12 protein-coding genes are annotated in these 13,250 nt (G+C 67.1%); 4 read left to right on the plus strand and 8 right to left on the minus strand.

All coding sequences use genetic code 11. The features are described from left to right. Window positions 1-43 precede the first annotated feature (43 nt). Window positions 44-364, plus strand: a complete 321-nt coding sequence (locus tag EAH73_RS07685) for a hypothetical protein (protein ID WP_140465881.1) — start codon at window positions 44-46, stop codon at window positions 362-364. 108 nt (window positions 365-472) lie between these two features. On the opposite strand, the gene EAH73_RS07690 is transcribed toward EAH73_RS07685, so the two are convergent. Next, a complete protein-coding gene (locus EAH73_RS07690) occupies window positions 473-1,414 on the minus strand; it encodes a T9SS type A sorting domain-containing protein (RefSeq protein WP_140465882.1) in 942 nt (313 codons plus the stop codon). Window positions 1,415-1,549: 135 nt separating this feature from the next. Here EAH73_RS07690 and EAH73_RS07695 point away from each other — a divergent pair, with 135 nt between their 5' ends. Together EAH73_RS07695 and EAH73_RS07700 are read left to right on the plus strand one after the other, a co-directional pair. Beyond that, window positions 1,550-2,815 carry a serine hydrolase gene (locus EAH73_RS07695; protein ID WP_140465883.1) on the plus strand — a complete coding sequence of 422 codons (1,266 nt, stop codon included), beginning with the start codon at window positions 1,550-1,552 and terminating at the stop codon, window positions 2,813-2,815. Window positions 2,816-3,068: 253 nt separating this feature from the next. After that, on the plus strand, window positions 3,069-3,362 hold the full coding sequence (locus EAH73_RS07700; protein WP_140465884.1) for a hypothetical protein: 294 nt from the start codon (window positions 3,069-3,071) through the stop codon (window positions 3,360-3,362). A 406-nt stretch (window positions 3,363-3,768) separates the two neighbouring features. On the opposite strand, the gene EAH73_RS07705 is transcribed toward EAH73_RS07700, so the two are convergent. Next, window positions 3,769-4,929 carry an esterase/lipase family protein gene (locus tag EAH73_RS07705; RefSeq protein WP_140465885.1) on the minus strand — a complete coding sequence of 387 codons (1,161 nt, stop codon included), beginning with the start codon at window positions 4,927-4,929 and terminating at the stop codon, window positions 3,769-3,771. Between the two features lie 111 nt (window positions 4,930-5,040). On the opposite strand from EAH73_RS07705, the gene EAH73_RS07710 reads away from it, so the two are divergent. Beyond that, window positions 5,041-5,409, plus strand: coding sequence for a hypothetical protein (locus EAH73_RS07710; RefSeq protein ID WP_140465886.1), 369 nt, complete (start codon window positions 5,041-5,043; stop codon window positions 5,407-5,409). Window positions 5,410-5,535: 126 nt separating this feature from the next. Here the strand turns inward: EAH73_RS07710 and EAH73_RS07715 are convergent, their stop codons facing one another. The 6 genes from EAH73_RS07715 to EAH73_RS07740 form a co-directional block, all read right to left on the minus strand. Continuing rightward, the gene (locus EAH73_RS07715) at window positions 5,536-6,165 is read right to left on the minus strand and encodes a flavin reductase family protein (protein WP_140465887.1); all 630 of its coding nucleotides are present in this window, start codon (window positions 6,163-6,165) and stop codon (window positions 5,536-5,538) included. A 15-nt stretch (window positions 6,166-6,180) separates the two neighbouring features. Then, window positions 6,181-6,588 (minus strand): DoxX family protein, encoded by a 408-nt coding sequence (locus EAH73_RS07720; protein ID WP_140465888.1) that lies wholly within the window; start codon window positions 6,586-6,588, stop codon window positions 6,181-6,183. Window positions 6,589-6,804: 216 nt separating this feature from the next. Beyond that, window positions 6,805-8,307 (minus strand): M28 family peptidase, encoded by a 1,503-nt coding sequence (locus EAH73_RS07725; RefSeq protein ID WP_140465889.1) that lies wholly within the window; start codon window positions 8,305-8,307, stop codon window positions 6,805-6,807. 357 nt (window positions 8,308-8,664) lie between these two features. Continuing rightward, window positions 8,665-10,512: a DUF885 domain-containing protein gene (locus EAH73_RS07730; protein ID WP_140465890.1), complete on the minus strand. Its 1,848-nt coding sequence runs from the start codon at window positions 10,510-10,512 to the stop codon at window positions 8,665-8,667. A 157-nt stretch (window positions 10,513-10,669) separates the two neighbouring features. Continuing rightward, entirely contained in the window at window positions 10,670-11,953 is a 1,284-nt protein-coding gene (locus tag EAH73_RS07735) for a M48 family metallopeptidase (protein ID WP_140465891.1), read from the minus strand. A 143-nt stretch (window positions 11,954-12,096) separates the two neighbouring features. Continuing rightward, window positions 12,097-13,224, minus strand: coding sequence for a TlpA disulfide reductase family protein (locus tag EAH73_RS07740; protein WP_140465892.1), 1,128 nt, complete (start codon window positions 13,222-13,224; stop codon window positions 12,097-12,099). Window positions 13,225-13,250 lie beyond the last annotated feature (26 nt).

Genomic DNA, 13,250 nt, shown 5'->3' on the forward strand with positions numbered 1-13,250 from the left:
CTTTTTCGATAAGGTTTATTCATCCGCTCTTTTATCTACTCCCATGAAAACCCGTTTTTTCCTCAGCGCCGTTGCGCTGCTCGTAGCCGCCAGCACGGCCGGTGCCCAGGCCCAAGCCACCCCCGTCGTTAATGCCCGGGAGCAAAACCAGCGCGCCCGGATTCGCCAGGGCGTGGCCTCTGGTGAGCTGAACCGCCGCGAGGCTGCCCGGATGCGGGGCCGCGAAGCCGGCCTCACCGCGGAGAAGCGGTCGGCCCGCGCCGACGGCGTGGTGACGCCGACCGAGCGCCGCGACCTGCGCAAGACCGAAAACCGGGACAGCCGCGCCATCTACCGCCAGAAGCACGACGGGCAGGTGCGCTAGTTGGGCGGGCCCAATCCATTTGCTGCCGCGGCAGAGAATAATTTCGACAAAAAAGGGCGCTCCACGGAGCGCCCTTTTTTAGCTTGCAACCGGGTTGCTGAAGCCAATTTATTCCACCAGCAGCTTCTTTGTAACCAAGCCTTTATCGGTGAATAATTGCAGCGTGTACACGCCCCCGGCCAGGCCGGCCAGGTCGAGGGTGCGGGCGGCAGTGCCCGCGGCCAGGGCCCCTTCGCGGCGCACGGTGCGGCCGGTGGCGTCCACCACGGCCAGGGGGGCGGCCAGCAGGGCGGCCGGGGCGCGCAGCACGTAGCGCCCGCCCGGGCTGGGGTTGGGGGCCACGGTGAGGGCGGCGGCCAGGGCCGCGTCGCGGGCGGCAGTGGCCGTGCCGGTGAGAACCACGTCGTCGACCTGGAACACGGTGCCCGCCGTGCCGCCCGTGGGGGCCCCAGTCGAAATGTCAATCAGCCCCGAGCCGAAGCTGATGTGCACCGAATCGGGCACGGCCGACGACGTGTAGACGAGCGGCACCTGGGCTAATACATAGGCTGAGTTGACAGTGTTGAATATTTGGGTGCCCGTGGCCACGCTCACCGACTGCCCGTTGACGGTGCGCGTGAGCGACACGGCGGCAAACGCCCCGTTGGTGGCCACCGGGGGCTGGGTGCCCGTCAGCTTGTAGTAGAATTGCAGCGCCGTGGGCCGCCCCGTAAAGGGCAACCCGCCCGGGTCGTCGGTGAGGGGCCCCAGCTTGGTACCCAGCACCACGCCCCCGGGCACGACGCCGGCGAGGGTGGTTTTGGTTTCGAGGCGCAGGGCGTAGGTGCCGCCGTGGGCGTCGGTCGTTTTGGTGAAGGTGCCCGTGGGAAAGCGGATGGGCGAGAGCGCCGCAATGGCGTCGTCCACGGTCAGCCAGCCGGTGGGCGAATCGACGTTGCTGCGGGCGGCCCAGGTTTCGAAGCCGCCGTTGGCCACGGCTTGGGCGTGGGCCGGGGCCCCGGCGGCGAAGAGCAGGCCCGCGACCAGCCCGGTGCGGAGAAGTTTTTTCATAGGATACCAGCAAGAAAACGAAGGATTTTGTAAAGCTACGCACGGTACCGATACGCTTATATTCTGGTACCTAAATATTTGGCTAATGCCGCGATTTTTTAGGGCCCCCGGCGGCCCGTGCCTACCTTGGCCGGCATGAGAATCCATCGGCTTGGGGGCCCCGGGGCCCGCGCAGTGGCCGTGCTGCTGATGCTACTGGCGGGGCCCCTCGCGCCCCGCGCCGCTGGGGCCCAGGGCCTCGGCTGGGGCAACCCGCTGCGCCAGCTGCTGCGCCGCGACACCGCTGGGCTGGGCCGCGTGCTGGCCCACCCGGCCGCCTACCGCGTCCAGATTTTGTACACCCGCATCCGGCGCGATGCCCGGGGCCGGGCGCACTTCCGCCGCTACGGCTACCGGCTGCGGCCCCGCGAGTACTTCTACCCCGCCAGCACCGTGAAGCTGCCCACCGCCGCCCTGGCCCTGGCGCGGCTGCGCGCCCTGGGGCCCCAGGTGCCCGGCCTCACCGCCGATTCGCCGATGCTAACGGACTCCGCCTTTGCCGGCCAGACGCGGGTGCTACGCGACAGCAGCAGCGCCAGCGGCCGCCCCACCGTGGCCAACTACGTGCGCAAGGCGCTGCTCGTGAGCGACAACGACGCCTACAACCGCCTCTACGAATTGGTGGGCCCCGGGGCCCTGCAAGCTGGACTGCGGCAGCTGGGCCTGCGCCGCACCCGCATTGCGGGCCGCCTGGCGGTGGGCGACGTGCCGCCCGGCACGCGCCACACCAACCCCGTCAGCTTTTATGCCGACACGGCCGCCCGCCGGCTGCTGTACCACCAGCCCGCCGCCTACTGGCCGGGGCCCGGGCCGCACTGGCACCTGCGCGGCACGGCCATCGGCCAAGCCCACGTGGTGGGCACCGCGGTGGTGCCGGGGCCCCTGGACCTGAGTCAGAAAAACGTGTTTCCGCTGCGCGACCAGCAGTGGGTGCTGCGCGCCGTGCTCTTTCCCGAAACGCTGCCCGCCCGCCGCCGCCTGGCCCTGGCCCCGGCCGACTACGGCCTGCTGCGCACAGCGATGGGAGAGGCCCCCGCCGCCAGCCCGCACCCGCGCTACGACGCCGCCCATTACCCGGCCACCTACGCTAAGTTTTTGCTGGGCGGGGGCGGGCAGGCCGCGCTGCCGCCGGGCGTGCAAGTGTTCAATAAAATAGGCCAGTCCTACGGCTTCCTCATCGACAACGCCTACGTAACGGACGCAGCGCAAGGCGTCGAGTTCCTGCTCAGCGCCGTGGTGTACGTGAACGCCGACGGCGTGCTCAACGACGACCGGTACGAGTACGACGCCATTGGCTTCCCGTTTCTGCGCGAGCTGGGGCGGCGCGTGTACGAGGCCGAGTGCCGGCGCAAGCGACCGTAGCCGGCCATTAGCTAGCCCAGCGGGTTGCTTCCTTCCTCACAAGCTAATTGCCGCGAAGAAATTTTCATTGCGCGCCGCCCTGGCCTTCGGGCGGGGGTGGTTGGGGGCCCCGGGGGGGCGCTGGCTTATTGCGGTAGGGGCTAAGTAATTGGGCGCGTAAAAATAATTATTTCCCGGGCCGTGCGCTGGCCGCAATTGTTCGTATAGCCCGGTACGTTTCTTCCAAACAGTTCTTCTTTTCAGCCAACTTCTTATGAAACTCTCCCACATTTCCCTGGCCGCCGTACTGGGCGGTGCGCTGCTCAGCGGCTGCGACAGCAAAGGCACGGGCGAAGCCACCACCACGACCACCACCAGCACTGACGCGGCGGCCACGCCCGTTTCGCCAGCCGATACCACGGTGACGGCGGAAGCCTCTGCCAGCGGCGAGCCCAACACCACGCAGCCCGCGGCCAGCATCACCAGCGGCAACACCAACCCCAAGGGCACGGGCCCCGGCACTGGCGCCGCCGCGCCCGGCAGCTCGGGCTCGGCACCCAGCAACTAGGGCCCCGGCGCCGCCTCGCGCCCGCTGCTTCAATTGGTTTTGGCTGCTTCGGGCAGCGTTGTGGCCCGCGGTGCGGGCCGGGGCCCTGGGTGGCTGCCGGCCCGCGCCGCATTTGCTTAACGGCACTTACGCGAGTAGGCCAATGATTAGCCCCGCAGGGGTGGCTCATCAATAGTAAGATGTTGATTAATAATACCAAAGCCCCAGCGGGGCGGCCCAATCGCCTATCACGGTGTTGGGTCGCCCCGCTGGGGCTTTAGCGCTCAATAGTACCCACTTGCTACCGACGGGCCACCCCGCTGGGGCTGCAAGTATGTAGGCTCTAATGCTAAGTGCTTTTGGCTTGACTGCTTGCTAATAAGAATAAAAGTTAGCAGCCAATAGCTATTAGCCAATAGCTTGCTACCTAGAGCCAGTGCTTGAGGTACTGGTACACCTCGGGGTGGGTGAGCAGGCCGCTGTGGTGCTGCTGGTGGAACTCGGCGGTGCGCACGGTGGTGCCGGGCGGCAGGGCGGCTTCGTTGCCGAAAGTGGTGGCCCCTTGGGCGCTGCCACGGCTCACCAGGCCGTCGCCAAAGTATTGGCGCAAGGCGGCAGGCCGGTTGGTTTTCAGCCACGCGCCCATCAGGATGTGGTAGGCCACGCCGGGCAGCAGCGGCACGGCGGTGCGGGGCGCGGCCCGGTCGTCGGCTTGGGGGCCCTGCCAGTCCTCGTCCACCAAAATGGAGCGGCGCAGGTCCTTGATGCCGTTGCTGCGTTGGTTGAGGGCATTGCTCAGGAACCGGGTCGGAAACAGGTCGATGCGCTGGAGCAAGTGGGCCGCGAAGTGGCTATTCTGCTCCAGCCACGAGCCATCGTTGGGCGTGCCCAGCAGGAACACCGCCCGCAAGTAGGCCAGCCAAGGCGCGCTTTCGGTCGAAGGCTGTCCAAGCTCATTGGTGGGTTTGGCCGCTGCCAACGACTCATTACTTACTGCTAACGGCTCACTGCCAGCTGCTAACGGCCCAGTGCTGCCATAATACCCCGCGCTGCGGATGACGAGGCCGCCCATGCTGTGGCCTACCAGCGCCAGCGGGCCCAGGGCATCGGGGTAGGTGGTGGCCAGCTCGGTGAGGAGGAGGCTGAGGGCGCGGCCGTTTTCGGAGAGGTGCAGGCCGGAGTTGAAGCGCACGTAGAGGACGCGCGCGTCGGTTTCGGCGGCCAGGCGGGGGCCGTAGCGGTGGTAGTCGGGCGCGTCGGCGAGGCCGGTTTGCCAAATCTGCTCGTCGCCCATCAGGCCGTGCACAAACACCACCGTGGGCCGGCGGGGCCCCCGCAGGGCCAGCGCGGCCACGGGCACGTCGTGGCCGCCCACCCGGAAGCTCATGCGCAGGGCGCGCGGGTCGTGGCGGGCGGCCAGCTGGTCGCCCAGGGCCCCGTTGAGCACGGGCAGGAAAAAATGCTGGTGCGCGCGCGCCGAATCCACCAGGTAGGCCGCGCCCCGTGCCGGGGCGGTGGCCACGCGGCCGGCCGCCGCCAGGGCGCGGCGCAGGCGGGAAGGCTGGCCTTCGGGGAGGGGTTCGGACATGGCGGCGGGGGCAACGGGGGCGGGAAATTACGCCCGAAACCGGCCCCGCCAGGCAGCCGTCCGCTCAAAATCTACGTAACTTTGGGGGTAATACTTTTTCTTGTTCTGCTCATGACCCGCACCCTCCGCCTCGCCCTGGTTTTGCTGGGCACCGCCCCGGCCCTCACCAGCTGCGACTACGCCAAGTACAGCCCCGGCATCAACACGGCCACTAAAGCCAACTTCAGCTGGACGCCCACCTGGCACACCTCCGACGTGTCGCGCGATAGCATCAGCGACCGCCAGCGCGTGGAGCCCGCCGGCGGCGAAGGCTCGGCCGCGGCTATTAAAAAGGGCGGTGCCAAGGCCCAGCTCAACGCGGCCCCCGCCGGCGGCAGCGCGTCCTCGCCCGAGTCGGCCAACGGCAAGCTGGCCCCCGTGGCCGACCAATCGACCAGCAACGCCAAGACGCCGGTTGATAAAAGCCAGGCCCCTAAGTAATTGGCTTTTAGCCAATAACTGGCTGCCTTTAAGTAGCAGAAGAGCCCGCCGCCGAATAGGCCGCGGGCTCTTTTGCGTTTGGTGGCAACGGCCACCTGGGGGCCCCCGGGACCCGGCCGCGGCTGGCTACTCGGGCACCGGCGGCTGGCCGGGCCGGGCGTAGCCGAAGCGCACGGGCGGCTCCACTGCGTGGTAGCCGTCGAGGCCCGAGATGGCGGCCGTGCCCATCGCCACCAGGTCGAGGGTGCCGTCGTCGCGCAGGCCGGCGGCGGGCAGGTACACGTGCTCCACGGTGCCCACTAGCAGCACCGTGCCGTTGCTGATGGCGTGCTCTTCGAGGTAGCGCAGGCCGATGCTAACGGCGCTTTCGGCCACGTAGGGGGCCGGGAAACCGTCGCGGTAATCGGGGGTGAAGCCGCAGGCTCCAAACTCCGAAATGCCGGGCGGGAAATCGGCCGAGGTGTAGTGGGCCGCCGCCAGCTTGGCCGTGGGCACGTGGTTGAGGGTGTAGCAGCCGGTGTCCTTCAGGTTTTGGTAGGTGTGGCGCGGCACGGTGGCCGGGCGCGTTACCATGCCCAGCAGGGGCGGGTTGGAGCCCAGGTGGATGACGGAGCTGAAAATGGCCAGGTTGGGGAAGCCGTCGGGGGAAGCCGTGCCCACCAGGTTGGCCGACTTGAAGCCCGGCAGGCCGTTGACGAAGTTGAGGCGGTAAATCTTCTCGAAGCCGTGGATATCGGCGGCGGTGATGTGGTGCATAAGGACGAAATAAGGTTAGCGGTACCTACCAACCCGGTCGAGGCCCAGGCGGTTGTGCTGCACGTGCAGCAGCAGGGCAAAAACGTACAATCCGTATAGTAACTGGGTGCCCACCGTGGCCCATTGCTCCAGCAGGCTGCTGCCCAGCACCAGGCTCGTCAGCACCAGCATGGCCGCCACCAGCGCCGGGCGGGTAAACAGCCCGAGCAGCAGCAGGGCCCCAATGGCGCCCTCCACAAATGGCAGCGCCAGCGCGTAGGGCCCCACCAGCGCCACCGGCAGCACCGTGCCCGCAAACTGCTTCAGCAGCCCTGCCTGAAACGCCGCCAGCTTGGGCGCCCGCACCAAAAGATGCGACAGGAAGGCCACGCCCAGCAGCCACCGGCTCGTCACAAAAGCCCACTGGGCATTGGTCAGGTTCATGGAGGTTGGTTGTTGATTGACAGTTGTATGTTGCCAAGTTGAACAGTCATGCAGGGCGCAGCGAAGTATCTCTACTGCTTAACTAATTAAGATTACTGCTGCGGTAGAGATGCTTCGCTGCGCCCTGCATGACGGCCTAGGGTAGTGTTTTGTTGACTCAAACAGTTTCTCGGTCTTAGCAGCCGGCACCTAATAACCAATAACTAACAGGGGCCCCTAGCGCTCCAGCTTGAAGCCCGGCTCGCGGGCGGGGGGCGCAGTGCGGTTGGCCACGGCCCAGCCGGTGAGGTACATCCACTGCGTCATGCGGGTGAGCTTGGCGTAGTCGATGCGGCTGGCCTCGTCGCGCGGGGTGTGGTAGTCCACGTGCAGCAGCGAGGTGTACATGATGGCCGGGATGCCCAGGCGGGCGTAGGGCAGGTGGTCGGAGCGGAAGTACCAGCCCTCGGGGTGGGTGGGCTTGTCCCACTCGGTGTCGAGCTTGAACTTAGGGCCCCCGGGGCCCTGGTTGGCGGCCAGGGCGGTTTTCACCAGGTCCGACGAGTTCAGGTGGGGCGGCGTGCTGCCCAGCAGGGCGGCGCTGTCGGGGGCGTTGCGGCCCATCATCTCGGCGTTCAGCACGGCCACAATGGACGATTGCGGCACGGTGGGATGAGCCGAAAAGTAGGTCGAGCCGATGAGGCCGCGCTCCTCCGAGCCCTGGTACACGAACAGGGCCGAGCGCCGGCCCGGCTGCTGCTTGAAGGCCCGCATGATGGCCAGCAGCGCCGCGCAGCCCGTGGCGTTGTCGTCGGCCCCGTTGTAAATGGAGTCGCCGGCGATGGGGGCCCGCACGCCGTCGTGGTCCTGGTGGGTGCTGAAGAGGACGTACTCCTTTTTCAGCTGCGCGTCGGTGCCGGGCATCTTGGCCACCAAGTTCACCGAGGGGTACTGGAAGCTCTCCACCTTCAGCTCGGTGCTGAACTGCTGGCCGGCCTGCTGCACCCAGCTGGCGGCGCTGGCCGGCAGCCAGACAACGGGCGGCGTGGCCACCACCTTGGTGCTGGCCGCGCCGGGTAGGCTGTAGCGGCCCCGCTCATAAATGTGGCTCCAGTGGTCGTAAAGGGCCTGCGAGGGCGCATCCGACACGAACACCACGGCCACGGCGCCGGCCTTCACCAGCTCGCCCGCCTGCCCGCTGAACTTGCCAAACACGTAGCGCCGGTAGCTGATGCCGTCGGTGGGGGCCCCGGCAATTTGCACCGCCACGGCCTTGCCCTTGATGTCCACCTTGGCCAGCTCCGCCGCCGAGCCCGTGCCCACGTACACGAGCGGCGCCGTGATGCTGGCGTTGGTGGGGGCCACCACCACGCCGTCCTCGTTCAGCTTCACCTCGTGGGTGCCGATGCGCAGCGTGCTGCTCTTGCCCAGGCGCGTGCGCTGGAGGTTGAACCACTGGAAGTACGTGCCGTCGTCGCCGGCCGGCAGCATGCCGGTGGCCCGGATCTGGTCCACGAGCCACACGCTGGCCTTTAGCTCGTCCAAGGTGCCGCCCTCGCGGCCGCGGTAGTGGTCGCCGGCCAGGGCGTACAAGTCACGCTTGATGTCGGCCTCGTGGATGGCGCTTTCGGCGTTGGCCGCTTTGGCGGCGGGTTTCTTCTGGGCGGTGGCGGCCAGCGGCGCGGCCAGGGCCAGGCCGGCCAGCAGCCCGCCGGCGGCGGTGCGGAAAAGGTGGGTCATGCGAGTGGATACGGGGTGGAGGAAGAAGAATAGGCCCGGCGGCTAGGGGCCCCGCGGCTAGTTTTTTGTAAACCTAACGGGCGAAACGCACCGGGCCATTCCAAATAAGTCAATAAGAAAAATAAAGAACGTTATACCGGCTGGGGCCCCCCGTACACCTCTTCGCGCAAGTCCGGCGCTACCAGGGCAAACAGCGTCACGCTCACGGCCATTAGTGCCCCGTCCCCCCGTAATAACTGGCTTCACGCCGGCCCCGCGGCATGGCAATGAACTTGGGCTCGCTTTTGAGGAAGCCATTGGGCAAAAAGAAAGCCCCGTCGCCAGGGCTTTCTTTTATTGGCAAGCCTGCCGAAGCACTTACTGCGCTTCCATCCAGCGGGTCATTTTCTGGTCCAGTATATCGAGGGGCATCACGCCGTCCTTCAGCAGCTCGTCGTGGAAGGCGGCCAGCTTGTAGCGGTCGCGGAACTGGCCGGGGCGGTGTTCGCGCAGGTGGACGCCGCCGCCGAGCTGCTGCCGGGCGCGGTTGCGCAGCTCCCGAATCTTGAGCTGCCCGATCTTGTAGCTCAGCGCCTGCCCGGGGATGGCCATGTAGCGCTCCACCTCGGCCGTGGCGGCCTCGCGGGTGGTGGCCTCGTTGGCGAGCGAGTACTCGATGGCCTGCTCGCGGGTCAGGTTCTGGCTGTGCATGCCCGTGTCAATCACCAGGCGGACGGCGCGGTGCATTTCCTGGCTCAGGGCCCCCAGGTACTCGTAGGGGTCTTTGTAGAGGCCCAGCTCGCGGCCCAGGCTCTCGCAGTACAGGGCCCAGCCCTCGCCCATGGCCCCGTACCAGGCAAAGCGCCGGAACTTGGGCAAATCGGTGTTTTCCTGCTGCAACGAAATCTGGTAGTGGTGCCCGGGGATGGCCTCATGCAAAAACAGCGACTCCATGCCCGGCGTGCGGTACTGGGTGGCGTCGATAATCGGCACGTAGAAAATGCCCGGCCGCGAGCCGTCGGGCGTGCCCGCGTTGTACTCAGCCGAGGCCGAGGCGGCGCGGAAGGCTTCGGTCTGGCGCACCTCAAACGGCGTTTTGGGCGTGCGACCAAACAGCTTTTTCAAGTTCGGCTGCATGCGGCTCTGGATGGCGCGGAAGCCGTTGAGCACGTCGTCGGGCGTTTTGTAGGGAAAAAACCGCCGGTCGGTTTTCATGTAGGCCAGCAGCGCCTTCAGGTCGCCCTGAAACACGAGGCGGGTGCGCACCGCATTCATTTCGCTTTTGATGCGGGCCACCTCGCGCAGCCCAATGTCGTGGATTTCGGCCGGCGTGCGGCTGGTCGTGGTCCAGTTGCGCACCAGGAACTCGTACTGCGCCTTGCCGTTCGGCAGGGCCTCGTGGCCAGTGGTGGCGCGCGCCTTGGGCAGGTATTCTTTCTCCAGGAAGTCGCCCAGCTTTTTGTAGGCCGGCACCAGCTCGCCCAGAATGGCCTTTTGGTAGGCGGCCGTCAGGCGAGTTTTGTCGGGGCCCCCAAAGGTGCTGGGCAGCAGCGTGATGGGGCCGTAGAACAGGCTCTTGGTGGCGTCGGTGGTTTGCAGGCTCCGCATCTGCGGAATCATCTTGGCCACCAGCGGGCGGGGCAGCACCACGCCGGCCTTCATGCCGGCCCGGAAGTTGGCAATGGCCGAATCGGCCCAGACCGGGAAGCCGTGCACCCGGCCCAGCCAGTTGTCGTAGTCCTGCACCGTTTTGAAAGGCTGGGCCCCCGTGCCGGCCCCAAACTGGCCCAGGGCCAGCGGCAGGCCCCCAAACTGGTTGAACGGAATCATCCAGCTATTCGGGAAATCGGCGCCCACGGCCAGGCCCAGCTTGAGGCCGTCGAGGCGGGTTTGCAGGTCGTACTGCAAAATGTCGTAGCTCACCAAGTCATTGCCAGCCAGCTGCTTGCGGTCGAACTTGCCCAGCCGCCCCAAGTAGCCCTGGTACAGGCCGGCCAGCGAGTCGCGGAAGGCGTGGGTCTGGTCGTTCACCAGGCGGTTGTTGTAGCGGTTGTCGCCCTGGCCGGTGGCCGCCAGCGGAAACAGCGGCGCCTGCCGCTCCCAGTAGCTTTCAAATAGGGTTTTTAATTCGCCGGGCGTCGCCGTGGCGGCGGTGGGTTTGGCCTTGTTGCAGGCCCCGGCGAGCAGGGCCAGGGCCCCCAGGCCGGTAAGTAGAAATTTGCGCATGGTGTAGGAATAGACGGTGGCGGCGCCCGCAAGCTGCGGCCGGGACCCGAAAAAGCCCGGCCGCAGGCCGGGCTTTTGCAAAGACGGATTGGGCGGCAATTTACTTCACTGGCGTCAGCAACTGGGCGAGCTTGGTTTGCAGTTCCTCGCCGGGGCCCTAGCGCCCGTCGAGGTGCTCAGCCTTCCAGCGCATGGCCGACTGCACCCGCGTGCGGCCGCTGGGGTGGTCGAAGAAAATGATTTCCTCCAGCGGCGTGGGCTCGATTTTGCGGTATTCCGATAGCTTCATGGCAATGGCTGCGAAGCCGTCGGGCTGGCGGGCGGCGTTCAGCCCAAACAGGTCGGCCTCCTGCTCGTTGGTGCGCACAATGGTGTTGGTAACGGGCGTGGCCAAGAAGCTGGCCACCGCAAACAGCGCCGCCAGCAGCGGCAGGCCGCCCACGTCGGCTAGGCCCGCCACGCCCCACCGGGCCCCGTAGCGGCGCACCAGCCAGCCAAAGGCCCCGTCCACGGCCCAGAAGCCAATGCTGATGAGCACCAGCAGGAACACCAGCATCTTGGGGATGTGGTTCAGCACGTAGTGGCCCAGCTCGTGGCCCATCACGGCCTGCACCTCGGCGGGCGTGCAGCGGCGCAAGAGGTTGTCGTTCAGCGACACGCGGATGGTGCTGCCCAGCCCGCTCACGTTGGCGCTGATGCGCTTGCTCTGCTTGGAGGCGTCGAAGTAGTACACGTTGTCGGCGGGCACGCCGTTGGCCCGGGCCATGCTGAGGATGCCCTCCCGCACCGGGCCCGCCGGCAGCGGCGTGTACTTGTTGAAGAGCGGGCTGAGGAACACCGGCCCCACGGCCACCCCCACCACCACGAAAAGCCCCACGATGGCTGTGCCCCACACCCACCACCGGGCCCCGGCGCGCCGGATGGCCCCGTACAGCGCCAGCACCAGCAAGCTGCCGAACACCACCGACACGGCCAGCGACGTCAACGCCTCGCCCAGCCAGGCCCCAAACGTCAGGTTCGAGAGGCCGTATTGGTGCTCGCGCACGAAGCCCTGGTACACCGTGAGCGGGAAGCTTAGCCCCGCCGCCAGCAGCAAGTACAGCGCCGCGTAGGCCCAGGTGCGCTGCCACCGGCGGGGCAGCCGCGCGGTGCGCGCCCGCAGCCACCGCGACAGCCCCAGCCCCAGAAACACGCCCGCCACGCCCAGCGCATACACCAGGCCCCAGAGCTGCAGCCAGTACCCGCCCTCAAAGTAGGCGTCCGACTTGGCCTTCTGGGCCGGGGTAAGGGTGTCGAGGTAGTGCCGGGTGGCGGCCTCCACGTCGAAGGCCGGGTGGCGCGCTGCCACCGTATCGGCTGGGGCGGCCTGCGCCGCAGCGGGCGCCGCCCACCGGCCCGCACCCAAGGTTAATGCCAACAGCAAGAGTAGTTTGTACAACATCTGCGAAGAGGATTAAAGTGAATGCGGCCGGCCAGGGCCCCGGCCGGCCGCAAGCTACGGAGCGGCCCGGGCCGGGCCAGGGGCCCCACAAAAAAGCCCGGCGCGGGGCCAGGCTTTTCGTCAAAATTGCAGAAGAAGGGCGGTTATTTTACCGGCGTTAGCAGCTGGGCCAGCTTGGTGTGCAGCTCCTCGCCGCGCAGGTTAGTGGCCACGATTTTGCCGGCGGGGTCGAGCAGGAAGTTTTGGGGGATGGACTGCACGCCGTACTGCGCGGCGGCGGCGTTCTGCCAGTACTTCAGGTCCGACACCTGGTGCCAGACCAGGCCGTCGGCGGCAATGGCTTTCACCCAGGCGCCCTGGCCGGTGTCCTTGTCCAGCGACACGCCCAGGATGGTGAAGCCCTTGTCCTTATAGGCGTCGTAGGCCTTCACCACGTTGGGGTTTTCCTGGCGGCAGGGGCCGCACCAGCTGGCCCAAAAGTCAATCAGCACGTACTTGCCGCGCAGCGACGAGAGCGTGAGCGGCTTGCCCTCGGGCGTGTTCTGGGTGAAATCGGGCGCCAGGGCCCCCACGGCCACCGACTGTAGCTTGGTGATTTGGGCGGCAATTTTCTGGCCCTCGGGCGTGGCCCGGAGCTTGGGCGAAAGCTTCTGGAACAGCGCGTCGTACTCGGCCGCCTTGGGGGCGTAGCCCACGGCCTGCTTCACGGCAAACAGGCTAAACCGGTCCTCGGGGTGGGCCGCCACAAACTCGGCCGCCATCTTCCGCTGGGCCTCGTCGAGGGCGTCGAACTTGGCTTCGAGCGCGTCCATGGCGGGCTTGTCCTGCTTGGCGCGGGCGGCCATGTACTCCTTGCCCAGGGCCTTGCCTTGGGCGTCCAGCCCCTTCATTTGCTCGCGCAGCTGGTTCGACAGCGCGTTAATGGGCGTGCCCGCCACCACGGCCTTGGTGGCCGAGTCGCGCGTGGTCACCTTGATAGTGCCTTTTTCGAGGTACACGGTGGTGTTGTCGCGCGACTTGGCCAGCGCGCCGCCCTGGTGGGTGAAGGCCAGGTTGGCCCCCACGGGCCCCGGCACGGTGCCCTTGAAGGTGAACGCGCCGTTTTTCACCACCGCCGAATCCGTCACGCGGCGGTCGTCGATGGCGTAGCGCAGGTAGGCCTTGTCCACGGCCTTGGGGTTGGCGACCTTGCCGGTCAGCACGAAGTTCTCGGCTTGGGCGTGGCCCAGCAGGGGCAGGGCCCCCAGGGCGGCGGCGAATAAGAGTTTCATTAGCAGAAGGAATGGTGCGGGCGGCT

The sequence above is a fragment of the Hymenobacter nivis genome, assembly GCF_006439025.1.
Taxonomy (GTDB): Bacteria; Bacteroidota; Bacteroidia; order Cytophagales; family Hymenobacteraceae; genus Hymenobacter; species Hymenobacter nivis_A.